This window comes from Vibrio sp. HM8-C, from assembly GCF_058630515.1.
Genome location: NZ_JBMMKS010000001.1, coordinates 595,923 through 620,402, shown reverse-complemented (window position 1 = coordinate 620,402; position 24,480 = coordinate 595,923). Strand labels below are relative to the sequence as shown.

The window sequence follows — 24,480 nt, the reverse complement described above, 5'->3', positions numbered from 1 at the left end:
TATCAACTGCAGTTTAATGGTGATGTATTTTTGTTATTGTTTCAATGCCTGATAAATATTTTCTGCTAAAGAATTACTGATTCCCGGCACTTTGGCAATTTCTTCGACAGTCGCCCTCTTCAACTCCTGTAGACCACCCATATATTTGAGCAGCGCTTGACGACGTTTTGGTCCTACTCCTTCAATACCCTCTAATGCACTCGTGCGTCGAGTTTTACCTCGTTTAGCTCGATGCCCAGCAATTGCGTGGTTATGGCTTTCGTCGCGAATATGTTGAATTAAATGCAACGCAGGCGCGTCGCTTGGCATGTTAAACTCATCGCCATCAACGGTAATTAATGTCTCTAAACCCGGTTTACGAGTCACACCTTTCGCAATACCAATCAGTCTTGGGCGCTTTGGCCAATCTTCCCAACATTTAGCGATCACTTCATGGGCGCGATTAAGCTGCCCTTTACCACCATCAATGAAGATAATGTCAGGGATTTTTTCTACGTCTAATTGCTTAGAATAACGACGCTCTAACACCTGCCCCATCGCAGCATAATCGTCACCACCAGTAATACCAGTAATGTTATAACGACGATATTCTTGTTTAACTGGACCTTCCTGATTAAACACAACACACGACGCAATGGTACTCTCGCCCATGGTGTGAGAAATATCGAAACACTCCATGCGACTGATGTTATCCATGTCTAACTCATCTTGTAGCGCTTTAAAACGCTGATTAATGGTCATTTTGTGGTTAATCTTGGTTGTAATCGCCGTTAACGCGTTGGTATTCGACAGCTTCAAGTAACGAGCTCGCGTTCCTGTAGGATTAACATGGAACGTAATCTTCCTACCCGCAACTTGTTGTAATGCTTCGCGCAGAGGAACAGAGTCTTCAAGCAAACCTTCGTTAAGAATGATTCGAGTCGGTATTGTCCGCGCTTCGTTGTGATTCAAGTAGTACTGACTGAGAAAACTCTCAAACACTTCCTCTTGAGAAGTATTGTTTGGAATTTTGGGGAAATGACTACGACTACCAAGGATTTTACCCTGACGGATCATCAAAATATGAATACAAGCAATGCCGTTTTCCTGCGCAAAGCCAAGCACATCCATATCATCCATACTGTCTTCAGAAACAAATTGTTGTTCTTGAACACGACGGATAGCCTGAATCTGATCGCGATATTTTGCTGCGTGTTCAAATCTTAACTGCTGACTGGCGTTTTCCATCTTTTCAATAAGAATTTCGAGTACTTGCTTATCCTTCCCTTGCAGGAAGAAGCGCACATAGTCCACCAGCTCAGCGTACTCTTCATCGGAAATAATGCTCTTTACGCAAGGCCCTGCACAGCGGCCAATTTGATACATCAAGCACGGACGCGTCCGGTTACTGTAAACCGTATCTTCACACTGGCGTACTGGGAAAATTTTCTGAATCAGGTGCAATGTTTCACGAACCGCACCAGCATCGGGATAAGGACCGAAGTACTCACCTTTGCGCTTTTTAGCACCACGATGTAATGATAATCGTGGATGTTTGTGCCCACTAATGAAGATAAAAGGATATGACTTATCATCACGCAGCAACACGTTGTATTTAGGCAAATACTGCTTGATGTAGTTATGTTCGAGGATCAACGCTTCCGTTTCGGTATGGGTTACCGTCACATCGATTTTGGCGATATTACCTACCAATGCACGCGTTTTTTCACTGTCGATTTTTTTACGAAAATAACTCGAAAGGCGTTTTTTAAGGTCTTTAGCTTTGCCGACGTAAATGACATCAGCATCGGCGTTATACATACGATAAACGCCGGGCTGATCTGTCACAGTCTTTAGAAATGAGACCGAGTCGAACACTTCAGACACTAGAGTTTCTCTGTGTCTAGCATTCCATGTCGAATAGCTAAGTGCGTTAACTCAACATCACCACCAATATCTAGCTTGGCAAACAAGCGGTAGCGATAACTGTTAACGGTTTTAGGACTCAGATTCAACTGCTCAGAAATATCGGTAACTTTTTGTCCTTTAGTAATCATCATCATGATTTGAAGTTCACGTTCAGACAAATCGGCAAATGGGTTTTCAGAAGCAGGTGAAAATTGACTTAAAGCCATTTGCTGCGCTATTTCTGGAGAGATATAACGTTGGCCACTGTTCACAACACGAATGGCATTAACCATTTCGTCAGGAGCGGCACCTTTTGTTAAATAGCCCGCAGCCCCAGCCTGCATGACTTTAGTTGGGAACGGGTTTTCGGTATGTACTGTTAATACGATGATTTTTACGTCTGGATTCACGCGTAAAATTTTCTTGGTAGCCTCTAACCCACCAATGCCAGGCATGTTCATATCCATTAACACGACATCTGCATGGTTGTTACGACACCATTTTACCGCTTCTTCACCGCTATCAGCTTCCCCTGCTATGTTCATTCCACGGACGTCTTCAATAATACGTCGTATCCCTGTGCGAACCAGCTCGTGATCATCTACAAGGAAAACACTAATCACTCTTGTATCTCCACACTTATCTATTTGGCTCTGCACCCACCGCAGTAGTGGATAACAGCTTGGCTGCCTAGTCTAACTTAAAATCGGATTTTTTTCTCGCACTGAATATGTGCTCAAACCCAAACTTTAGCAAGCACTTATTTCTAGGCATTGCCACAAATTGAGAATCTATAAAAATATCAATTTGTTGAGCAACCAGACAAACATATCAGGGTATTCTTACATTAAAAGTGACTTTTTTAGGAACTTTGAACAAGCTCTTGTTCTGCTACAGATATCGTTACCTAATTGCATACGCTTTAAGCGAAAAACATAGATTCTGATATTTAATCAAGATTTTGTTATTATCGCCGCCAAGATAAATCGCATGCTTACTCTTTCGTTCGGAATCACTTTTTGACTATTCAGCAAGGCTTTCTGCTCACCAGACAATCACGAGACGTTCAAGGTCAAACGCATATTGAGCTTTGGCTTGCGACTGAGTCGGGTCCAACACAATTAATCATCAAAGAAGAAAAACCAGTATTTTTCCTTGAACAATCAGCGGTAGCCCAAGCAAACGAACTATTAACGTCAAACCAATTGACTGCAAGTATCCGTACTCTCGAAATGATGTCTTTTGATCAGCAACCTCTAGCGGCTTGCTACTGCGACACCATACAACAAGCTAACGCCCTAAAATCGCTCTTTGAACAAGCTGACATTCTGATTCTGGAATCTGACATTAAGCTGGCAGATCGTTTTCTTATGGAGCGATTTATCCAAGGTGGGATCACCTTTACTGGCGATTTCACACGTTATTCGAGCTATCAAAAAGTTCTAAATGCGAAGTGTAAAAGTGGTGACTACACGCCTAAGTTAAAAGTGGTTTCACTAGATTTGGAGTGCTCGGAGAAAGGCATTTTATATTCGATCGGTCTCGATAGCCCGATGGATAGCCGTGTCATCATGATTGGTGAACCTGAAGACGCCGAAACCAACATTCAATGGGTTTCCAATGAGTATGATTTGTTACAAGCATTGTGTGCTTGGTTTGAACAGTTCGACCCAGATGTAATTGTTGGTTGGAACGTGATCGATTTTGACTTCCGACTACTACATAAACGTGCAGAGTGGCACAAAATTAAGTTGATGCTCGGCAGAGGCAATCAGCCAAGCTTTTTCCGTAGTGCCAGTCAAACTCAGCAAGGTTTCATCACTATACCCGGACGAGTGGTTTTAGATGGTATCGATACACTAAAAACTGCCACCTATCAGTTCCGTTCTTGGTCACTTGAATCGGTTTCACAAGAATTGCTCGGTGAAGGTAAAGATATCCACAATGTGCATGATCGTATGGATGAAATTAACCGTATGTATCGCCAAGACAAGCCATCATTAGCAAAATACAACTTACAAGACTGTGTGTTGGTGAATAAGATTTTCCAGCACACCCACCTACTCGATTTCGCCATTGAACGTTCTAAACTGACTGGGGTGGAACTTGACCGCGTTGGCGGTTCGGTTGCGGCTTTTACCAACCTATATTTGCCTCAGCTACACCGTGCAGGCTATGTTGCACCGAATCTACATTCGGAAAACTGGCTAGCCAGCCCCGGCGGGTATGTTATGGACTCTATTCCGGGATTGTATGACTCAGTATTGGTGCTGGATTTTAAGAGCCTATACCCATCGATTATTCGCTCATTCCTAATCGACCCTTTAGGTTTAATCGAAGGTTTAAAATTAGAAATAGGTAATGGCGATAACCAAGCTGTACCCGGCTTTCGTGGTGGTCAATTCCACCGCAGCAAACATTTTCTTCCACAGATGATTGAAAACCTGTGGGCTGCCAGAGATATAGCCAAGAAAAACAACGACAAAGCTTTCTCTCAAGCGATTAAGATCATCATGAACTCTTTCTATGGTGTATTGGGTTCTTCTGGCTGCCGTTTCTTCGATACTCGACTTGCTTCCAGTATTACCATGCGCGGTCATGAAATCATGAAACAGACCAAAGTTCTGGTAGAAGAACAAGGTTACCAAGTGATTTATGGCGATACGGACTCTACCTTCGTTTCGCTTGGCCATGAGCACAGTCAATCAGAGGCAGATGCCATAGGCAAAAAGTTGGTCGCGCATATCAACCAATGGTGGACGTCACATTTAGCACAGACGTATGCGCTAACTTCGAATTTAGAAATTGAATACGAAACTCATTATCGTAAGTTCTTAATGCCAACGATTCGTGGTTCTGAAACGGGCTCTAAGAAGCGTTATGCAGGACTTATCGGTGAAGGGCAGCAGGAAAGAATGGTGTTTAAAGGACTTGAAAGCGCCAGAACCGACTGGACTCCACTGGCTCAACGTTTTCAACACACTTTATATTCGATGGTTTTCCATGGAGAAAGCCCTGATAACTATGTTCGCCAAGTCGTTGAAGATACCCTAGCGGGTAAATTTGATGATGAACTGGTTTATCAGAAACGTTTAAGAAGAAAATTGCACGAATATCAGAAGAACGTCCCGCCTCAAGTACGCGCAGCTCGTATGGCTGATGAGGTCAACGCGCAGTTAGGCAGACCGTTGCAGTATCAAAATCGTGGACGTATTGAATATCTGATGACACTGAATGGTCCTGAACCCAAAGAGTATCTGAAAAGTCGCATCGATTATCAGCACTATATTGATAAGCAGCTAAAGCCTGTTGCCGACGCAATTTTGCCGTTCGTTGGCTTGCAGTTTGAAACTATCAGCTTGCCACAACTCGGGCTTTTCTAGCCCGCAGCTTGCGTCTCAATTACTGGCGGAGCACTTTGCACATAGTTAATAAATCCTTCGATATTTAATGATTTGCTAAAAAGCCAACCTTGTATCGATAAATTGGGGTGATCGACGATGGCATCAAGTTGCTGCTCTGTCTCAACACCTTCAACGACCACTGCAAGATCAAGCTCCGCCGCTACCGATTGTAAACTGGCAAAAACCTTGCGACCTTTCTGCGTGTTTAATGCCAGCACAAATGAACGGTCTATTTTTATCGCATCAATATCAAAGCGATTCAGATAGCTAAGCGACGAGTAACCCGTACCGAAATCATCGATGTAGACTTTGACGTTCATATCATGCAGGCGCTCCAACGCACGTTGCAAAGCCTTTTCTTCCACCAGCATGGTCTCTTCCGTTATCTCAACATGTATCTGCCCACTGATCGGTTTTATCACTTCGATAATTCTATCCAGATATTCTTCATCAACCAGTGTATGAGGAGTGATATTGATACTTACAGGAACATTGATACCCAATAAATTCCAGTACTTGATGTCTTTGGCTACTCTTTTGAATACCCACAAGTCCATATCCTTCATCAGTCCAGCTGTCTCTAACCAGGGAAGAAAGGTACTAGGTGGTAGCACATTCCCTTGATCATCCACTGTTCTCACTAATGCTTCACAACCTAGCACCGCTCCATTTCGCTTTGCCACCTGTGGCTGATACTCCATGCAAAACTCTTTCTGACTCATGCGCTGCAGTTGTTTCTCAACTTTCACCTGATGACTTTCTTTTTTCTGTGCCAGCACTATCGGATCATCGGACAATGTTTCAGCTTCTTCCTGACGACGTAGATAAGTAGTGTCCAGAGAAGTAATACGAATTTCTCGCTCACCAAACACATGGTTTGTTGCTTTTACCGCAGGTAGATATATCAATACACCCACCACAACGTTGATGATTTGTAACGCAACTGAGTGCCAATCACCCTGCGTTGCTATTAGAGCATTGACTATGATCGGCGCATTAAAAGGCACTGATACTGAAGGGATAGGAACCCAACCAAGATGAACCGCGGTCAAACTGATAAGGACATTAGCTAATGGAGCTAAGAGAAAAGGCAAAAACAGACGAGGGTTAAAAATAATAGGTAAGCCAAACAACAGAATTTCGTTCACGTTGATCAAACCAATTGGAATACTGGCAATCGCTATTAAACGCAGCGTTTTTTGCTTTGAGAACAACAGCAAGGCGAGCACTAAAGATAGAGTCGAACCACTGCCGCCGATAAACACAAATGTCCCCATAAATGACAGGTTCATAACGTAAGGCGCACTGCCACCCGCGGCTACCGTAGCATAGGTTAGGTCGCTTGCTTGTTGAAGCAATTCAACCATAGGCAGTAAAGCGTAATAACCATGAATACCTAAGAACCACAGTGTCGAGTTCAACACCGCAAACACAGAACCAAATATGTAGGGATCGTTGGCATAATCAAATATCAGGAAACTATCCAACGAGAACCAGGCAAGAACTTCAAGAATGAAAAAGTTCACCACTAGCACAATCGCTAAGGTGATAATCGCAGGTAAAACAAGGTTGAGAGACTCTTTCACCATCGCACCCGCACTCTCTGAAGAAGTCACTTGCAGAGATTTTTTGGAAAACAAATAGGCAATCAGCGGAATGGCATAGAGCGGAGTTACAATCGCCATTACAATGTAAATCATCTCAAGGGTATTCTGAGTTTTAATCAGCGAAGCGCAGATGACTAAATAAAGAATACTCAGCAATGCCATGGGCGGTCTGGGAACTCGCCACTGCATCGCAAGCAAATAAGATATTGTTGCTGTCATGAGGAATGGAAACGCATCACCAACAGCACCGTTCATGTCGTAAAACGTTTGTACCCAAGGTGGACGACTACCAATAAAGAATTCAGCAATACAAGCGACGAAAAGCGCAAAAGAAGAGAGCATCAAACAAGGAATTAACCAAATCATCCCCTGACGTATAGCGTGCATAGATGAATGCGCATGTTTCAGCACAGTACCAAGTACATATCTACGCTTTTTTATGAGACTAACTGGCATTTTACTGCTCCACTAACCCCTATTATCTAAAGTTAGCACAGAGGAAAATTAACCAACGAATTAGTTTGTTATATTGAGGGATTTATTTTTAACACGCTTTCAACCGATACGGAATGAATAACCCATGCGGAATTATTAACCTATGCGGAATTCAGTTTTTTGGTATTGCTGAACTAACCAAGGTCCGAAACTATCGAGTAAACCAATTACAGAACGTTTAGGAATGACTTTATCTTTCAGCAGCAACCCTAAACGATCAACTTCGAGTTGCATTTCAGGATGGTAGCGCAGGAAATTACGCCCGCACTCAACAGGGTCATCAAACCACTTTTTATCTTTGTACATGACAAGAGAGTAGCTGGCTCTCAGCAGCTTTTTCGCCATCTGCTTTTGTGCTTTTAACTGCTCTTGAGGTGTATTGGCTTTGACAATACGGTCACGCAGAACTGGAACCCAATCAGAGATATCCATGTTCCAGTGTTTAGCTATTTCCCAGCTCGGTTCAAAATCACCAAAACACTCAGCCAAGTTATTGCCATAAACACAGACACAGCAATGCCTAAGCATAAAACCCCAAGTAAAAATGCTGTCTAAAGTGGCAATCTCGTCGACAAGAGCTGTTTTAATGCTTACATCGGTAATAAAAGGAAAACTCTTCTGGAAACGCCAACGAATCGTATTGAGTAACGTTACTTTTCGCTCATCAAAAGGGCGTTTCGTCACAATAATAACGTCCATATTCGATTGACCAGCCACCGCTGTCTTCCTAGCCACACTACCGTAGAGATAAATACTGTGCAGTGCATCCCCCACTCCGGCACGTAGAAAACGCACCAAGTCATTAACGGCTGGCTGGAATTGGGGTTGAAAAGGCTGTTTAGGGTCAATAACCAAAAGCGTCATGAACGAGTGTTAGCTCCAAAGAGTAAAGTGACCATTTATGTTCCCCTAAGCAGAAGCATGAATCAATAGCTTAGATGTTTGTGAATCGTGAAACACAAATTTAATGCATTATTCTTATCTCAACTTGCAGTCAGATATTCCTTTTCGGGTATGGCTATATGTATAATGCGCCGAAACGAAAAACGAAGGATAAGACTCCATGCCAAAGGCAAGTGAACTTAAAAAAGGTTTTGCGATCGTATCAAACGGCAAAACACTACTAATCAAAGATATCGAAGTAACAACACCAGGTGGTCGTGGTGGTTCTAAGATCTACAAACTACGTTGTACAGATCTAAACACTGGCGCACGTGTTGATGAGCGTTACAAGTCAGACGACTTCCTAGATACCGTTGACATGAACAAACGTAACATTTCATTTTCTTACGTTGATGGCGATGAGTATATCTTCATGGATAATGCAGATTACTCTCAATTTAACTTCAAGAAAGCAGACATCGAAGAAGAATGCTTGTTCATCACTGAAGAAATTCAGGGTATGCAAGTTGTGCTTGTAGATGGCAAACCTGTAGCTATCGAACTGCCTTCTTCTGTTGAAATGGTTATCGAAGAAACTGACCCTTCAATCAAAGGTGCATCAGCTTCAGCTCGTTCTAAGCCAGCACGTTTTGCTACTGGTTTAACGATTCAAGTTCCAGAATACATCGCTAACGGCGAGCGCGTTGTTATCAACACGACTGAACGTAAGTTCATGAGCCGAGCGTAATATGTCTGAATTGATCTCATTAGACGACGCAATCGAAGCGGCATACGACATTTTCCTTGAGATGGCTCCAGACAATCTGGAACCTGTTGATGTGATTTTGTTTACTGCACAATTCGATGACCGCGGTGCTGCAGAAGTCGTAGAAATTGGCGACGACTGGGTAGAACAAGTAGGTTTTGAATTTGATAAAGAAACTTACGCTGAAGTCCGCATTGGTCTCGTCAATGAAGACAATGATGAACTGGATGACGTGTTCGCTCGAATGCTCATCAGTCTCGATCCAGACCATAAAGCTTGTCATATGATGTGGAAACGCGATTAATCGCATTCCTCATATCAACAAGAGTCAAACGCCAACCTTAGGGTTGGCGTTTTTTATTTCTTATAAACAACAAGCAATTGTCGAAAAAAAGAATGCTTAGTCTGCTAGCTCATATTGGATCACGTACAGCGATTCGATACCGGGATAAATGTCATTAATCACTTGTTTTAATTGCGGTAAGGTCATGTTTTCCTGCTCGGCATGAAACTCGCTAAGTTCAGAAAACAACACAGGTTGAACCGATTTTATCTTTAAACGGCAGAACCAACGCCCTTCTTCCAAAGTGCTAACATCAACCACAGAACCTACCTGATAGTCTTTCTCGCTTTCATCACGAATAGTAATCACTTTTTTGCCAGATAGAATATCGGCTTCAAATCGGGCAAAGAAGGTCATCGTTGTCGGAAATTGCATAACTTATCTCTAAAGTAACTTTCTAAAATAAAAAACAGTTTTGCCTGTTAGATACCTATGACTTACACAGAACAGACACAAAAACAAAGATTTGAATGAGTATACAATTAGGCGATACTTTGTGCCTTATCACATAAATAAAAATTTATTTACTTCAATTGCATAAAGAGAAATTATGCGATTGCAATTTTCTTCTAAGTCGTAAAGTATTTGTATATTCAATTAAACTTTGAGCGCAGCATGTCTTCATCACCACTTTATACACAGATCAAACACTATATTCTCGACAAAATCGATTCGGGTCATTGGCCTGTGGGTCACCGCATCAGCACCGAACTGGAATTGACTGAGCAATTTAATGTCAGCCGTATGACGGTGAATAAAGCGATCCGAGATTTGGTGTCAGAAGGCAAGCTGCAACGTCGACCACGATTAGGCACGTTCGTCTGTGTACCTGAAGAAAAAGCAGAGTCTCCGCTGCTTGATATTCGTAACATAGCCGATGAAGTATTGAGTCGTGGCAAGCAATACCATAGTAAGGTATTACAGCAGCGTGCGATTGTTGCCGACGATACTGTGGCGATTAAGCTCGGTATTATGGTAGGCAGCAATGTGTTTTACAGTGAGATATTACATTACGCCAATGACACCCCACTCCAGCTGGAAATTCGTTGGGTAAACAGTCGCTATGCACCTAATTATCTTGAGCAAGACTTCTCGACGATAACCCCTAACCAATACTTGTCTGCAAACTGCCCGCTCAGTGCTATCGAACATACGGTTGAGGCGATTGTCCCTGACAGCCACATCAAAACCGCATTGGAACTGACGAGCAATGAGCCATGTTTACTGCTTAATCGTCGTACATGGAGCGAAGATAAGCTGGTTAGTTCTGCTCTACTCTATCATCCGGGTTCGAAATACAAACTGACTTCAAAAGTCACACTAGCCAACTAACCTCAAAGTGCGCCATTTAGGTCTTCCTCAATGTTCTCTGTCTAAGCTCAATAACCGTAGTAAAAGCATTCGCCTTCACGGTTATTGAACGAAACAGTCACCAAAGCTAAGTCGTAATCGCATTTTGGCGGCTTTACCAATTCCTCACATCTAACCACTCTGTTTTTGTTCCGCTTTTTGAATAACAGTTAATCGATTCAAGCCCTATCAAGCTCTCAAGATGAGTAGTTAATCCAGAACGAGAAATAAAATTCTCACATTTTCACAACATTCCACTTGATAAAAACATTTAATTGAATTATTAATTGTATATACATTTAAACATACAAATAAAATTGCAACACGTTACGACCATCTCGATAACGATCGTCTAAAGAAGTAGGAATGTTATGGAACTCGTTTTAACTAACGCTCGCATTGTTAGCATGGAAGCTGGAAACGAAGGCTATCAGCCAAGCCAGCCAAAAACGATCGTCATTAAGAATGGACGCATTGATGCAATTACTGATCAAACCGTCGACACCAGCGACAGCTTTGTTGTGGATTGTACGGGGAAATTGGTCACTCCTGGCTTAATTGATGCGCACACTCACCTAGTGTTTGAAGGCAACCGCGCCAATGAATTCGAAATGCGTCTGCAAGGTGTGCCTTACCAAACTATCGCAGCACAAGGCGGCGGCATTCTTTCTACCGTTAACGCAACACGTAAAGCATCAATCGACCAGTTGGTTGAGACAGCGCTACCTCGACTAGATGGACTGCTACAAAGTGGCGTGACATCCATTGAAGTGAAGTCTGGTTATGGCCTGACTCTAGAAGATGAAATCAAGATGCTTAAAGCCGCCAAAGAGCTCGAACAGCATCGCCGAGTAAAAATCACAACAACGTTATTAGCCGCTCACGCCCTACCACCTGAGTATAAAAATCGCCCAGACGATTACATCGAGCACATCTGCCAAGAGATCATTCCTCTAGTGGCAGAGCAAGAACTCGCAACCAGTGTGGATGTGTTCTGTGAATCCATTGGTTTTAATCTAGAACAGACTGAAAAAGTATTCCGCTGCGCTATTGAGCATGGCTTAAAAGTGAAAGGTCACACCGAGCAACTTTCTAACCTCGGCGGAACAGAGTTGACTGCCCGCTACAATGGTTTGTCGGCAGATCATATTGAATATCTTGATGAACAGGGTGTTAAGGCACTGGCACTGTCGGGGACGGTTGCAATGCTTCTTCCTGGCGCATTTTATTTCCTACGTGAAACGCAAAAGCCACCGGTTGATTTACTTCGTCAACACAAAATCCCAATGGCGTTGGCTACCGATATCAACCCTGGAACTTCGCCATTTGCAGACTTAACGCTGATGATGAACATGGGCTGTACTCTGTTTGGATTAACGCCTGAAGAAAGTTTACGCGGCGTAACTTGCCATGCAGCTAAAGCGTTAGGCTACGGTGATTCCCGCGGTCAAATAGCTACAGGGTTTGATGCTGATATCGCTATTTGGAACATCGACCATCCAGCAGATCTTAGCTACCAAGTGGGTGTGCCGCGTTTGTACGCTCGCATTGTCGATGGCGCTATTTGCAACGACTAAGCCTAAACCAATTTGCGCGTAGTGGCTTAACCCTCACCGCTACGCAGTTAAATCTCTGCTCTCGCAGAGAAACGATTTACTCAAGCTCCACGGAAACCGAGCTTAAACCAAATGATGTTTGGTACTACATAGGCCAAACCAATTAATGATGAAAAAGGAGTCTCACATGACGCAGCACCAAAACCAAGGTTCACGTCTTGATACTAGCCGCACTATTCGTGCACCACACGGAACCACGCTTCGTGCAAAATCTTGGTTAACAGAAGCACCGCTTCGTATGTTGATGAACAACTTAGACCCAGATGTTGCTGAACACCCACATGCACTTGTGGTTTATGGTGGTATCGGTCGCGCTGCGCGTAACTGGGAATGTTACGACAAAATCGTCGAAGTTCTAGAGCGTCTAGAAGAAGACCAGACTCTGGTTGTTCAATCAGGTAAACCTGTTGGTGTATTCCCTACGCACAAAAATGCGCCACGTGTACTGATTGCAAACTCAAACCTTGTCCCTCACTGGGCAAACTGGGAGCACTTCAACAAGCTAGATAAAGAAGGCTTGATGATGTACGGACAAATGACTGCGGGTTCTTGGATCTACATCGGTTCACAAGGTATCGTTCAAGGTACTTACGAGACTTTCGTTGCTGTAGCTAAGAAGCACTTCAACGGTGAAGCAAAAGGTCGTTGGGTTCTGACTGGCGGTCTTGGTGGCATGGGTGGCGCTCAGCCTCTAGCTGCAACAATGGCGGGTTTCTCTATGATCGCTGTTGAATGTGACGAATCACGTATCGATTACCGTCTACGCACTCGTTATGTTGATAAGAAAGCAACAAGCCTAGATGAAGCTCTCGCTATCATCAACGAATCTGATGAGCCAGTATCTGTAGGTCTACTAGGTAACGCTGCGGATATTTTCCAACAGCTTGTTGATCGCAACATCACTCCAGACGTAGTAACAGACCAAACTTCTGCTCACGACCCACTAAACGGCTACCTACCACAAGGTTGGAGCATGGAATTCGCTGCTGAAATGCGTAACAGCGATGAAGCAAAAGTAGTGAAAGCAGCTAAAGAATCAATGGCTGTACAAGTTCGTGCAATGCTTGAGCTACAAGCTCGCGGCGCTGCGACTCTCGACTACGGCAATAACATCCGTCAAATGGCACTAGAAGAAGGCGTAGAAAACGCATTCGACTTCCCAGGTTTCGTTCCAGCTTATATCCGTCCACTATTCTGTGAAGGTATTGGTCCATTCCGTTGGGCAGCGCTGTCTGGTGACCCAGAAGATATCTACAAAACAGACCAAAAAGTTAAAGAACTGATCCCAGATAATCCACACCTACATAACTGGCTAGACATGGCTCGCGAACGCATCAGTTTCCAAGGCCTACCAGCGCGTATCTGTTGGGTTGGTCTGAAAGATCGTGAACGTCTAGGTCAAGCATTTAACGAAATGGTTAAAAATGGCGAGCTAAAAGCCCCTATCGTAATCGGTCGTGACCATTTAGACTCTGGTTCAGTAGCAAGTCCAAACCGTGAAACTGAAGGTATGATGGATGGTTCAGACGCTGTTTCTGACTGGCCATTACTGAATGCTCTACTCAACACAGCGGGTGGCGCGACTTGGGTTTCTCTACACCACGGTGGTGGCGTAGGTATGGGCTTCTCACAACACTCTGGCATGGTGATTTGTTGTGACGGTACTCAAGACGCATCTGAGCGTATCGCTCGCGTTCTGCATAACGACCCAGCAACGGGTGTAATGCGTCACGCAGATGCTGGTTACGACATCGCAAAACGCTGTGCAAAAGAGCAAAAACTAGACCTACCAATGCTCAACGAAGAGCTGGCTAAACTGAAGTAAGGACATCATAAATGTTAAATTTAGTCATTAAACCGGGCACACTAACGCTAAACCAACTGCGTCAAGTTAGCCGTTCACCTGTGATTCTATCTCTAGACCCAGAAGCAATCCCAGGCATCGAGCGCAGCACAAAAGTGGTTGAGCAAGTGATTGCGGAAGGTCGTACAGTTTACGGTATCAACACAGGTTTTGGCTTATTAGCCAACACCAAGATTGCCCCTGAAGATCTAGAAACACTGCAAAGAAGTATCGTGCTTTCTCATGCGGCAGGTATCGGTAAATTCATGTCAGACGAAACTGTTCGCCTGATGATGGTTCTAAAAATCAACAGCTTAGCTCGCGGCTTCTCTGGCATTCGTTTAGAAGTTCTGGAAGCTCTGATGTCATTGGTTAACCACCAAGTTTACCCATGTGTCCCTCAAAAAGGTTCTGTAGGTGCATCAGGTGACCTAGCACCGCTTGCTCATATGAGCACGGTTCTTCTAGGTGAAGGCCAAGCACGCCACAACGGCGAAATTATCTCTGGTCTGGACGCATTGAAGATTGCAGGTCTATCTCCAATCACGCTTGCGCCAAAAGAAGGCCTTGCTCTGCTAAACGGTACGCAAGCTTCTACCGCATTTGCGCTAGAAGGCCTATTTATGGCTGAAGACCTATTCGCATCCGCAACAGTATGTGGTGCGATGTCGGTAGAAGCTGCGCTAGGCAGCCGTCGTCCATTTGACCACCGTATCCATGAAGTGCGTGGTCACAAAGGTCAAATCGATGCAGCAGCGGCTTACCGCCACCTATTGGACGAAACCAGTGATATCGGTCATTCACACACCTCATGTGAAAAAGTACAAGACCCATACTCATTGCGTTGTCAGCCACAGGTTATGGGTGCATGTTTGACTCAAATTCGTAATGCGGCAGATATTCTGGAAACTGAGGCAAACTCAGTGTCGGATAACCCACTAGTATTTGCTGAAGATGGCGACATCATCTCTGGTGGTAACTTCCACGCAGAACCAGTGGCTATGGCGGCTGACAACCTAGCACTTGCTATTGCGGAAATTGGTAGCTTATCTGAGCGTCGTATGGCTCTGCTTATCGACAGCGCATTGAGCAAACTGCCACCATTCCTAGTCGATAACGGCGGTGTAAACTCTGGCTTTATGATTGCTCAGGTAACTGCAGCAGCACTAGCAAGTGAGAACAAAACTCTGGCTCACCCAGCATCTGTAGACAGTTTACCAACATCGGCAAACCAAGAAGACCACGTATCAATGGCAACCTTCGCAGGTCGTCGTCTACGTGATATGAGTGAAAACACACGCGGTATCTTGGCAGTGGAATACTTATCATCTGCACAAGGTTTGGATTTCCGTGCTCCGAATAAATCTTCAGCTCGTGTTGAAGAAGCGAAGCAAATCCTACGTGAAAAAGTACCGTTCTATGATAAAGACCGTTACTTCGCTCCAGACATTGAGCAAGCGAACACACTACTTAAACTAGCGGTTCACAACCACCTAATGCCAGCGAACATTTTGCCAAGTGTTCAATAAGCAAAATCTGTGATGAGAGCCCTTCGGGGCTCTTTTTTATTGCCTTTGTGCACCTTATTTGACTGATTGGACCATTAAAAAAACTTTAGCAGTTATAATCCACGCAGTTTTTATGAATAGCGTAAATTATGTATCTAACTCCATACTTCTCAAGCCAAGATAAAAAATTCCAATTCACTCGCGAGCAAGCTAGCCATTTCGCGAAAAAAGTAGCGGGCGATTACAACCCAATTCACGACGAAGACAGCAAGCGCTTCTGCGTGCCGGGTGACCTACTGTTCGCAGTATTGCTACAGCAAGAAGGCATCAGCAAAAAAATGCGCTTCAAGTTTTCTGGCATGGTGAACGACGGGGTATCTCTGCACATTGAAAATAAATGTGACAAAGAGAGCGCGGTAGTTGATGAAGCAGGCAAAGAATATCTGCATATGAGCCGTGAAGGTGAAGTTAGCCACGACAGCGCATTCATCGAACACGTAGTCACAAACTATGTGCAGTTTTCTGGCATGAATTTCCCTCACATCATGGTTCCGCTGATGGAAGAGCAACAGATGATGATTAACCCTCAGCGTCCATTGGTGATCTATGAGAGTATGGAAGTCGAGTTTGATCGTCTAGACATGACGCATCCAGAAGTTGAATACACAGGTGCAACCTTCGACGTGGACGGCAAACGTGGTGTAGTCACTATGACTTTTGCATTCAAAGAAGAAGGCGTAGTCGTAGGTCACGGTGTGAAACGTATGGTGGCAAGTGGTCTTAAACCTTACGAGCAAAGCGAAATTGATGACTTGGTGAACCGCTTTAATGAACGTAAAGAAACGTTCCTAGCGCAAATAGCGGCATAATCTTTTCGCACAACAAGCCCTCAGAATAACGAAGCCCTACTCTATTGAGTGGGGCTTTTTCTTTTCTAAGTTTTATAACGGCAGCGGTCATTACTAGTGTGTAGTTTCTATAACCAACGCCTAACCCGAGCTTTGTAATCAACATACGATTGACCAAATATCTGCGCTAAGGTTCTTTCTTCAGGCTGTATCTGAAAGCGATTCATATACCATACAAATACAAAGCAGGTCAGCAGGCTCAAAACGTTCTGCTGCCAGTAGGCGAAGCCAATCAATAGCAGCAGCAATCCTAAATACATAGGATTGCGTGAATAGTGGAAAATACCGCTCTCAACGATGGTAGACGCTTCATGTGGTTTGGTCGGATTCACCGTTGTTTTAGCCTTACGAAATTCATAGATTCCAGCAATGCCGATAAAACCTGAAAGCACGAAACATACGCTCCACACGAACCCGACATAAGGGAGTGGCACATGTGCAAAGCTAAAGATATGCGCAAAGCGATTAATCAGAACCATAGCGATGACAAACACCGCTACTGGTGGGATTTTCAACTCCAATCGATGCATTGGCTTTCTCCGTTATCGTACATTCAATCAATTAACCTACTTTTCTAATCATGATAGATAAAGTTAAGCCCGACAATGCCGGGCTTAACTATTAAGGGTGTTGCTCAAGGTATTTAGATTAACTGCAATAGCGCTTGTAATGGATGCTTAGGCTTCACATGCTCAAAACGTTTTACCTGACTGCGACAAGAGTAACCGGTAATCAAACAGCGCTCTTTGGGCAATTTTTCTAAGCTTGGCTTCCAGCTAAGTCCATAAATATCTTTCGACATCTGTAGCTTATCAAGCTCGTGTCCAAATGTACCCGCCATACCACAACAGCCAACAGGTACTGTTTTTAACAGTCCGCCAAAGTGAGCAAAAATTTCGCCCCACTCTTTTTCAGCATTGGGTAATTTGGTCTTTTCAGTACAGTGAGCCAGTAGATACCAAGCTTCACCATTTGTGTTATCTGAAGTAGCAAACTCTGACAAACGCGGTTTCATCCATTCATGAACCGTTAACACAGAGAAATCGCCACGCTTGTCGCCAAGCACTTCTGCGTATTCATCGCGATAGCAAAGTACCAATGCTGGATCAACGCCAACCATAGGTATTTCCAGATCAGCGACTTTCGCAAGGAAAGCGGAGGTGCTTTCAGCGGTGGCTTTAAACTGCTTTAAGAATCCTTTGATATGTTGTGCTTTACCATTAGGTTTGAACGGCAACAACACTGGCTTTTTACCTAGTTTGATAGCTAAAGCGATAAAATCTTCCACCACATCAGCATCGTAGTAACTTGTAAACGGATCTTGAACAATAATGACATGCTGTTCACGCTCTTCTTTCGATATGCCAGCCAAATACTGCATATCAAAAGTAGCAACAGGATGACGACGTGTGCGCTGAGCAAGCGTAGGCACTGTCAGCAAAGGCGCATCAACATAGCCAACCGTTTTGGCGGTTAAACTCTGAACCCATTTCTGTTCCAGCATACCGTTAACTAACTTCGGCGCTTTACCCATCAATGGCAACATGGTTTCAATGTTCGCGACTAAATAATCTTTCACAGGGCGCTGATAGCGTGAGTGATAGATATTTAAGAAACGAGAGCGGAAACTTGGAACGTCAACTTTGATTGGACACTGACTCGCACACGCTTTGCACGCTAAACAACCGTTCATCGCTTCATAGACTTCGTGTGAGAAATCATACTCGTGGCGTTGGTTAATGCGGTTACGCACTCGGTCAATCATGGTTTTGATCGTCGGTGCTTTAGTCAGCGTTTGTTGTTCCAAATCGAGAATATCAATGCCCTGCTCTGTCAGTTGACGCAACCATTCTCGCACTAGCCCAGCACGACCTTTTGGCGAGTGACGACGGTCAGCGGTCACTTTCATCGATGGGCACATTGGAGAACTGGTTTCGTAGTTGAAACACAAGCCATTGCCGTTACATTCCATCGCTTGTTTAAAGCTGTCACGAACTTGCACATCGATTTGACGATCGTAATAACCGCGCTTTCTGTCTGACACTTTAACCAGTTCAAAATTGGTATTTAGCGGCGTACAGATTTTACCTGGGTTCATCTTGTTGTGTGGGTCAAAAGCTTCTTTCACACGGCGCAGTTCAGTAAACAGTTCTTCACCAAAGAATGCCGGACCGTACTCAGAGCGGAAACCTTTACCGTGCTCACCCCACATCAAACCGCCGTATTTTGCCACCAGTTTGACCACTTCATCCGATATTTCGTGCATCATCAGCTCTTGCTTAGGATCGCACATATCTAAAGCTGGACGAACGTGCAGCACACCCGCATCCACGTGACCAAACATGCCATAAGCAAGTTGTTTCGAATCGAGTAGTTCGCGGAATTCAGCAATAAAGTCAGCTAAGTTTTCTGGCGGTACACAAGTATCTTCAGTAAATGGTACAGGTTTAGCTCGCCCTTTAGCTGCACCCAACAGACCAACAGCTTTCTTACGCATGTTGTAAATACGGTTGATGCTGGCTAAATCGGTACAAACTTGATAGCCGATAATGCCGCTTTGTTGGTTTGCTAAAGCCACATCTAAACTGGCTGTCAGCTTAGCAACTAACTCTTCAACTGTTTTTTCATCCTGATCGGCGTATTCAACGATGTTGATACCTTGCATCTCTTTGCCAGGGACATCGGTAATCAGGTCACTAACGCTGTGCCAAACAATATCTTCTTTAGCAAGGTTAAGAACTTTAGAGTCAACGGTTTCAACAGAGAGCGCATTGGCTTCAACCATCAGTGGCGCATTACGCAATGCTGAATCAAAGCTGTCGTATTTTACGTTCACTAAGGTACGCGCTTTAGGAATACGAGTCAGATTAAGCTTTGCTTCAGTGATAAACGCCAATGAACCTTCAGCACCACACAACACACGTGTAATGTTGAACTCTCCGGTTTCATCGCTGATGGCATTTTTCAGGTCATAGCCAGTAAGGAAACGGTTGAGTGGGGGAAACTTATCAATAATCTGCTGACGTTTATCACGGCAAACGGCTTCAGTTACCTGCATCGCTTTGAAAGCATAATTGCCTTCATCTGGCGTACCGTGAGACATGTCTGTCTCGAGAATAGAACCATCAGCGAAAACCGCTTGCAGAGACAAAACATGATCAGACGTTTTACCGTATTTCAATGAACCCTGACCAGAAGCGTCAGTGTTTACCATACCGCCGATAGTCGCACGGTTACTGGTTGAAAGATCGGGAGAGAAGAAATAGCCATATGGTCGAACTGCGTCATTGAGTTGATCTTTGATCACTCCACTTTGCACACGAACCCAGCCCTCTTCGGCATTAATTTCAATAATTTGGTTCATGTAACGCGAAAGGTCTACCACGACACCTTTCGTTAACGCTTGTCCGTTTGTACCAGTACCACCACCGCGCGGAGAAAAAGTCACTCGCTCAAATTCTGGCTTGGAGCTCATTTTGCCGATGAGCGCTACATCTTCAGTGGATTTCGGCAAAATCACGGCTTGTGGGAGTTGTTGGTATACACTGTTATCAGTGGCTACCGCTAAACGGCTTGAATATTGGGTTTCGATATCGCCAGTAAAACCGGCAGCTTCTAGTTCATGTAAAAACGTTAAAACAACCGGATCGACATCAGATTGAAGGTGAAGTCTTGGTAACATTTGCTTCCTGCCCGTAAGTCGCTGATCCAATCAGCTATGGGTTATAGGTTAATTATATGAATTCGGTCACTTTACAACATTTGAAAAGGTGATCAAATCAGAATCTCGTTGACAGAGCGAATCAAATCCATTTTTCTAACTGTTCTATTTCGTTTCGCTTGAAAACTATTTCGTTTCGCTTGTAAACATAGAGTTACAGCTGTGCAAACGTTTGCCTAAAAAGCTGAATTTACAGTCGTTATGCATTACCTAGGTCATTTGACCTTTACGGAAATAACTAAAATTACGGTAACACCATGAGAAAAAACAAAATCGTAACCACGGAAGATATCCTGCTTAAGCTGTGTCAATCCGTTTCTTCAGTGCTCACTTCAGCAACCAATTCCAACATCAGCTATTCAGCGATGGTTCAAAAAATCAATAAAACCTCTCTTAAACCTGATTTTGGCTGTTTCGTGCTTTTTGATGGTGGGTTTTCTGGGTTAGTCGTGATCAACTTTACCGCCAAGGCAGCACTGGAGGTTTATACCAACTACATGCGCAGCATGGGTATGCCAGAAGAAGAATTGGCGATTTTGCATACCTCTGATGAGGTGGGCGATGTTCTAGGTGAACTCATGAACCAGTTGGTGGGTGATTTCACCAATAAAATCCGTAAAGAACTTCAAACCAACATTACCCAAAACCAACCAAAAATGTTGTCTCTCAACAAGCAGGTAATTCTTTCGGTTGATACCAATCTAGACCGCCCTCAAGTACGACGTGTGACTTTCTCTACCGAGAAAAACAACATTTTCTACTTGGAGCTTGCGATGGACAAAACTGAATTTATCCAACTTGAAGATTTCGAAGTAAGTGAAGATGAAAGTCCGGATGCTATTTTAGAAAATGCTCAAAAAGGAATGGCAACACCAAAAGATGTTAAGCAAGACGATGACTTAGCGTCAGACCTACTGGACGAGTTAGGTTTATAAGCCCTCATATCTCAGTTCAAAGTTGCAGCTACCTAGCTGCAACTCTCATATCTACCCTTCCCCTAATGCTGCAAAAACGTTAAAATGTCGGACTTTTCTAATCTCGGTAACTGGTTTTTGGCCTAAAGTTTTTTGAATGTCGATTGATAAAAAGAAAGCCCTGAAAAAAATCGCCAAGTGTTTGGAGCTTGGTAACTCAGCAAACGTAAACGAAGCCGCGAACGCCATTAAAATGGCTCACCGTTTAATGCTGAAATATGGTCTCGATAAAGACGATATTGAGTTCATCAAACTGGGTAAAACACAATCGAGCCACTTACTACCAGCTTCTATCAGTTCAGGTATTTTACGCATCATTCGAGGTATCAATACTAAGTTTGGCGTTGAAGCTGTTCTAATCAATCACAAAGGCTTAAAGCGTGTAGAGTTCATCGGTGAAGCGGATCGCGCCATCTTCGCCGCATTTGCTTTTGATATTGTCTACAGAGAAATGAACGAGCATACCGGTCAGTTCCGCAACAGCTTTGCAGGCAGTGGCACATCCACTCCAGAAGTTAACCGTAGAGTCAGTTCGTTTGTTTCTGGATGGATTGAAGGCGCGTTAGAAAAACTTCCTGTTATCTCTCCTGATGAAGATTCTGCGAACAAAATTAACGATTACATCGATAAAGAGTTCAAGAACATCGATCGTGAGACCTTTAAACAGCAACTTCGAGAAGCAATGAAGAACCTCACAGCTGACTACGAAGTGGGCTTAAAGAAAGGTCGCAGAGTATCGGTCAATCGTCCCATTAATGGTGCTCAAGCTCCTAAACTATTGAAGTAATGCTTTGGAGTGATGTTTTTCGTCAGTCCTACGTCAAATCAGACTTTTCCTAGTTGATCTTCTCCCTCGAATTTCGTCTTATGCATGCGGCAACAAAAAATAAGACATGGAGTAGATACTTTGAAAAAAATTACATTAGCCCTAGCAGTGGCAATTGCATTATCTGGCTGTCAGGCAACTCAACGCCAAAATGCTACGACTGGTGAAACAGAAACAAACTCTGCAACTAAAGGCGCTTTACTTGGTGCTCTAGCTGGTGCAGCTGCCGGCTTAGCAACTGGCGATGATGCAAAAGAGCGTCGTAAATATGCGTTGATTGGTGCCGCTGGCGGTGCTGCGGTTGGTGGTGGCGTAGGTTACTACTTTGACCAACAAGAAGCCGCTTTACGCAAAGAACTTTTAAACTCAGGCGTTCAAGTAGAGCGCGTGGGTGAAAACCAACTACTTCTTCGTCTAGAAAATGGTATCGGTTTCTCTAGTAACTCATACCAACTGGATTCAAGCATCCACAATACACTGCGTGGTGTGGCTCGTATTCTTGTTGAATACCCAGATACTAGCCTTGTGATTGATGGTCACACAGATAGCACAGGCAGCGACAATACCAACCAAATCCTATCTGAGCGTCGTGCTGAATCTGTTCGCTCATTCTTAATTTCTCAAGGTGTTGCAACTGGTCGAGCAATTGCTCGTGGTAACGGTGAACGCTACCCACTGTGCTCAAACAGCACTGTTGAAGGTCGTGCATGTAACCGTCGTGTAGAGATCCAAATCCTGCCACTGAAATAAGTTACTCAGCGATATGCTAATAAGAGATAAGCGGAGTTTGATTCACTTCAAAAGATATCTCCGTTTATCTCGCAACACACTAGCGTTAAGATAGACTTACTTTAAATCCCAGCGTGAAGGCTGGGATTATTCTCTGAAGTAGAACACGGAAGGTTATCTTGATTCGACTGCTAATAGGGCTTTTCTCTCTCCTTTGCATTTTCTCCTCCTATGCTGACTCATCGGCCGATCGTCAAATAGCCGAACTGCAACAAAAAGCGGCTCAAAATGACGCTGTCTCTCAATATCAGTTAGGCCTCACTTATCTCAACGGAAAAAGCAATCCAGCAGGGGAAAGTACTCTCCCAAACCAAAACGAAGCACTTTATTGGTTTGAACAAGCGGCAAACAACCATCAACCTCAGGCCATGCTCCAACTGGCAAAAATGTACTTGAATGGCCAAGGCACTGAAGTAAAAACCACTGAAGGCATTTACTGGCTAACAAAACTGTCAACGCAAGGCGATGCACAGGCACAATTTGAGCTCGGCAAGTTGTATCAAAGTTTGAAGAGTTCGCCAGTACCTTCTCAAATGGCTGAAATTTGGCTACGTAGCGCTTCAGAAGCATATCCCGAAGCTGAGCAAGCTTACGCTCAATTATTGGAAGAAAAATTCAATCAACAAAGAGCTAAGCAGGTATCTGCTATTGAAGTACTCGATGAAGAAGCCAAAGCCGAGGAACAATCATTCACTCTTCCTTCTAATCTAGATTTCGAGAAGCTGAATTGGGCTTACGTGGTCATCTTAGCTTCGATTGCCCTTCTGCTCCTTGTCGCCTCAATCTACCAGCGTCAGAAAAAGCAGAGATTAAATGAGGACGCCTTAGATCAGTTAGCAGAACAGCAACAAATTCAACAAAAGCTGGCTGAGAGCAGCGCTGTAATTAAAAAGCAAAAAAGACAACTTGAGACGATCTACCATGAGCTCAAAAAGTCGCAGAAAAACCAAATGACTAGCGCTCAAGATCAGAAATATCAACTGGCTTGCGCGATATTTGGTTACCAACCTAGTCAAGTTCCTGATGAGAAAGCAATAAAGATCCGCTACAAACAATTATCTAAAATCTATCATCCAGACATGAAAGGCAGTGATGAAGAAATGAAGCGCTTAAATGGTGCGCTCAAAATCATCCTTAACACTGTTAACAATTAGTTACACTTAGCCAAACAAAGAACCTCAATCCTTTTAAACACTTAGATTTCGCAATCGATAACATTCTCAATATCACAACATTTCATTAACTTTCTTTATTTTTGTGTGGCATAATCCGCGCGAAATTAGCGCCTAGCAACAAAAAGGCTTCCCGCTTTACCACTGAATTAATTCAAGAGTAAAAGCTAGGAGCCTTGAAATACCAGTAAGGAGAAGAGATGTTTACTATTGAAGGCGTGTGTGACTGGTGCAAAAGACCAAGTTTACTACTAACAAAACACGAATATGTGGATGGCAAAGCCCATCACTCATGTGAACGTTGCAATGATTTTGCACGTATGGACGTAAGACAATTCAATATCGCCGAACAAGCGATGAGAGAGCGACAACAACTTCACTCCCTGTGA

General features: G+C 43.8%; 20 protein-coding genes. 13 read left to right on the top strand and 7 right to left on the bottom strand.

Annotated elements, in window-relative coordinates:
- Positions 1-33 precede the first annotated feature (33 nt).
- Together uvrC and uvrY are read right to left on the bottom strand one after the other, a co-directional pair.
- Positions 34-1,866: an excinuclease ABC subunit UvrC gene (gene uvrC / locus ACOSVQ_RS02835; protein WP_491981077.1), complete on the bottom strand. Its 1,833-nt coding sequence runs from the start codon at positions 1,864-1,866 to the stop codon at positions 34-36.
- Entirely contained in the window at positions 1,866-2,510 is a 645-nt protein-coding gene (gene uvrY, locus ACOSVQ_RS02830) for a UvrY/SirA/GacA family response regulator transcription factor (RefSeq protein ID WP_042488427.1), read from the bottom strand. Before uvrY ends, uvrC begins: the two co-directional genes overlap by 1 nt.
- 396 nt (positions 2,511-2,906) lie before the next feature.
- On the opposite strand from uvrY, the gene ACOSVQ_RS02825 reads away from it, so the two are divergent.
- The gene (locus ACOSVQ_RS02825) at positions 2,907-5,270 is read left to right on the top strand and encodes a DNA polymerase II (RefSeq protein ID WP_491981076.1); all 2,364 of its coding nucleotides are present in this window, start codon (positions 2,907-2,909) and stop codon (positions 5,268-5,270) included.
- Here the strand turns inward: ACOSVQ_RS02825 and ACOSVQ_RS02820 are convergent.
- Both ACOSVQ_RS02820 and ACOSVQ_RS02815 read right to left on the bottom strand, forming a co-directional pair.
- Entirely contained in the window at positions 5,267-7,354 is a 2,088-nt protein-coding gene (locus ACOSVQ_RS02820; RefSeq protein WP_491981075.1) for an EAL domain-containing protein, read from the bottom strand. The two genes, ACOSVQ_RS02825 and ACOSVQ_RS02820, sit on opposite strands and share 4 nt — an antisense overlap.
- 135 nt (positions 7,355-7,489) lie before the next feature.
- Entirely contained in the window at positions 7,490-8,257 is a 768-nt protein-coding gene (locus ACOSVQ_RS02815; protein WP_491981074.1) for a nucleotidyltransferase domain-containing protein, read from the bottom strand.
- Between the two features lie 199 nt (positions 8,258-8,456).
- Between ACOSVQ_RS02815 and yeiP the strand changes: the two genes are divergently transcribed.
- Together yeiP and ACOSVQ_RS02805 are read left to right on the top strand one after the other, a co-directional pair.
- Positions 8,457-9,023: an elongation factor P-like protein YeiP gene (gene yeiP, locus ACOSVQ_RS02810; RefSeq protein ID WP_165311145.1), complete on the top strand. Its 567-nt coding sequence runs from the start codon at positions 8,457-8,459 to the stop codon at positions 9,021-9,023.
- 1 nt (position 9,024) lies between these two features.
- Positions 9,025-9,345 carry an HI1450 family dsDNA-mimic protein gene (locus ACOSVQ_RS02805; RefSeq protein ID WP_042488411.1) on the top strand — a complete coding sequence of 107 codons (321 nt, stop codon included), beginning with the start codon at positions 9,025-9,027 and terminating at the stop codon, positions 9,343-9,345.
- A 96-nt stretch (positions 9,346-9,441) separates the two neighbouring features.
- Here the strand turns inward: ACOSVQ_RS02805 and yqfB are convergent, their stop codons facing one another.
- Positions 9,442-9,759 (bottom strand): N(4)-acetylcytidine aminohydrolase, encoded by a 318-nt coding sequence (yqfB, locus tag ACOSVQ_RS02800; RefSeq protein WP_491981073.1) that lies wholly within the window; start codon positions 9,757-9,759, stop codon positions 9,442-9,444.
- A gap of 240 nt (positions 9,760-9,999) precedes the next feature.
- Here yqfB and hutC point away from each other — a divergent pair, with 240 nt between their 5' ends.
- The 5 genes from hutC to ACOSVQ_RS02775 all read left to right on the top strand — a co-directional run bounded on the left by hutC (position 10,000) and on the right by ACOSVQ_RS02775 (position 16,570).
- Complete coding sequence (gene hutC, locus ACOSVQ_RS02795) at positions 10,000-10,716, top strand: histidine utilization transcriptional repressor HutC (RefSeq protein ID WP_491981072.1); 717 nt, start codon at positions 10,000-10,002, stop codon at positions 10,714-10,716.
- A 389-nt stretch (positions 10,717-11,105) separates the two neighbouring features.
- A complete protein-coding gene (hutI, locus tag ACOSVQ_RS02790) occupies positions 11,106-12,311 on the top strand; it encodes an imidazolonepropionase (protein WP_491981071.1) in 1,206 nt (401 codons plus the stop codon).
- Between the two features lie 166 nt (positions 12,312-12,477).
- On the top strand, positions 12,478-14,175 hold the full coding sequence (hutU, locus tag ACOSVQ_RS02785; RefSeq protein ID WP_491981070.1) for a urocanate hydratase: 1,698 nt from the start codon (positions 12,478-12,480) through the stop codon (positions 14,173-14,175).
- Positions 14,176-14,186: 11 nt separating this feature from the next.
- Positions 14,187-15,722, top strand: coding sequence for a histidine ammonia-lyase (gene hutH, locus ACOSVQ_RS02780; protein ID WP_491981069.1), 1,536 nt, complete (start codon positions 14,187-14,189; stop codon positions 15,720-15,722).
- A gap of 128 nt (positions 15,723-15,850) precedes the next feature.
- Complete coding sequence (locus ACOSVQ_RS02775; RefSeq protein ID WP_491981068.1) at positions 15,851-16,570, top strand: DUF3581 domain-containing protein; 720 nt, start codon at positions 15,851-15,853, stop codon at positions 16,568-16,570.
- A gap of 107 nt (positions 16,571-16,677) precedes the next feature.
- On the opposite strand, the gene ACOSVQ_RS02770 is transcribed toward ACOSVQ_RS02775, so the two are convergent.
- Together ACOSVQ_RS02770 and ydiJ are read right to left on the bottom strand one after the other, a co-directional pair.
- The gene (locus ACOSVQ_RS02770; RefSeq protein ID WP_491981067.1) at positions 16,678-17,139 is read right to left on the bottom strand and encodes a methyltransferase family protein; all 462 of its coding nucleotides are present in this window, start codon (positions 17,137-17,139) and stop codon (positions 16,678-16,680) included.
- Between the two features lie 113 nt (positions 17,140-17,252).
- Positions 17,253-20,291 (bottom strand): D-2-hydroxyglutarate dehydrogenase YdiJ, encoded by a 3,039-nt coding sequence (gene ydiJ, locus ACOSVQ_RS02765; protein WP_491981066.1) that lies wholly within the window; start codon positions 20,289-20,291, stop codon positions 17,253-17,255.
- A gap of 296 nt (positions 20,292-20,587) precedes the next feature.
- Between ydiJ and ACOSVQ_RS02760 the strand changes: the two genes are divergently transcribed.
- The 5 genes from ACOSVQ_RS02760 to ACOSVQ_RS02740 all read left to right on the top strand — a co-directional run bounded on the left by ACOSVQ_RS02760 (position 20,588) and on the right by ACOSVQ_RS02740 (position 24,480).
- The gene (locus tag ACOSVQ_RS02760) at positions 20,588-21,265 is read left to right on the top strand and encodes a DUF3334 family protein (RefSeq protein WP_491981065.1); all 678 of its coding nucleotides are present in this window, start codon (positions 20,588-20,590) and stop codon (positions 21,263-21,265) included.
- A 142-nt stretch (positions 21,266-21,407) separates the two neighbouring features.
- Entirely contained in the window at positions 21,408-22,091 is a 684-nt protein-coding gene (locus ACOSVQ_RS02755) for a DUF2786 domain-containing protein (protein WP_165312724.1), read from the top strand.
- Positions 22,092-22,211: 120 nt separating this feature from the next.
- On the top strand, positions 22,212-22,880 hold the full coding sequence (locus ACOSVQ_RS02750) for a YiaD family glycine zipper/OmpA-like lipoprotein (protein ID WP_102940571.1): 669 nt from the start codon (positions 22,212-22,214) through the stop codon (positions 22,878-22,880).
- 158 nt (positions 22,881-23,038) lie between these two features.
- The gene (locus tag ACOSVQ_RS02745; RefSeq protein WP_491981064.1) at positions 23,039-24,073 is read left to right on the top strand and encodes a tetratricopeptide repeat protein; all 1,035 of its coding nucleotides are present in this window, start codon (positions 23,039-23,041) and stop codon (positions 24,071-24,073) included.
- 218 nt (positions 24,074-24,291) lie between these two features.
- Entirely contained in the window at positions 24,292-24,480 is a 189-nt protein-coding gene (locus ACOSVQ_RS02740) for a hypothetical protein (RefSeq protein ID WP_491981063.1), read from the top strand.

Coding starts and splice junctions, on each gene's coding strand:
- hutC (WP_491981072.1), top strand. CDS start 10,000: ATGTCTTCATCACCACTTTATACACAGATCAAACACTATATTCTCGAC.
- yeiP (WP_165311145.1), top strand. CDS start 8,457: ATGCCAAAGGCAAGTGAACTTAAAAAAGGTTTTGCGATCGTATCAAAC.
- yqfB (WP_491981073.1), bottom strand. CDS start 9,759: ATGCAATTTCCGACAACGATGACCTTCTTTGCCCGATTTGAAGCCGAT.
- ACOSVQ_RS02815 (WP_491981074.1), bottom strand. CDS start 8,257: ATGACGCTTTTGGTTATTGACCCTAAACAGCCTTTTCAACCCCAATTC.
- ACOSVQ_RS02775 (WP_491981068.1), top strand. CDS start 15,851: ATGTATCTAACTCCATACTTCTCAAGCCAAGATAAAAAATTCCAATTC.
- hutI (WP_491981071.1), top strand. CDS start 11,106: ATGGAACTCGTTTTAACTAACGCTCGCATTGTTAGCATGGAAGCTGGA.
- ACOSVQ_RS02760 (WP_491981065.1), top strand. CDS start 20,588: ATGAGAAAAAACAAAATCGTAACCACGGAAGATATCCTGCTTAAGCTG.
- ACOSVQ_RS02805 (WP_042488411.1), top strand. CDS start 9,025: ATGTCTGAATTGATCTCATTAGACGACGCAATCGAAGCGGCATACGAC.
- hutU (WP_491981070.1), top strand. CDS start 12,478: ATGACGCAGCACCAAAACCAAGGTTCACGTCTTGATACTAGCCGCACT.
- ACOSVQ_RS02740 (WP_491981063.1), top strand. CDS start 24,292: ATGTTTACTATTGAAGGCGTGTGTGACTGGTGCAAAAGACCAAGTTTA.
- ACOSVQ_RS02770 (WP_491981067.1), bottom strand. CDS start 17,139: ATGCATCGATTGGAGTTGAAAATCCCACCAGTAGCGGTGTTTGTCATC.
- hutH (WP_491981069.1), top strand. CDS start 14,187: ATGTTAAATTTAGTCATTAAACCGGGCACACTAACGCTAAACCAACTG.
- ACOSVQ_RS02820 (WP_491981075.1), bottom strand. CDS start 7,354: ATGCCAGTTAGTCTCATAAAAAAGCGTAGATATGTACTTGGTACTGTG.
- ydiJ (WP_491981066.1), bottom strand. CDS start 20,291: ATGTTACCAAGACTTCACCTTCAATCTGATGTCGATCCGGTTGTTTTA.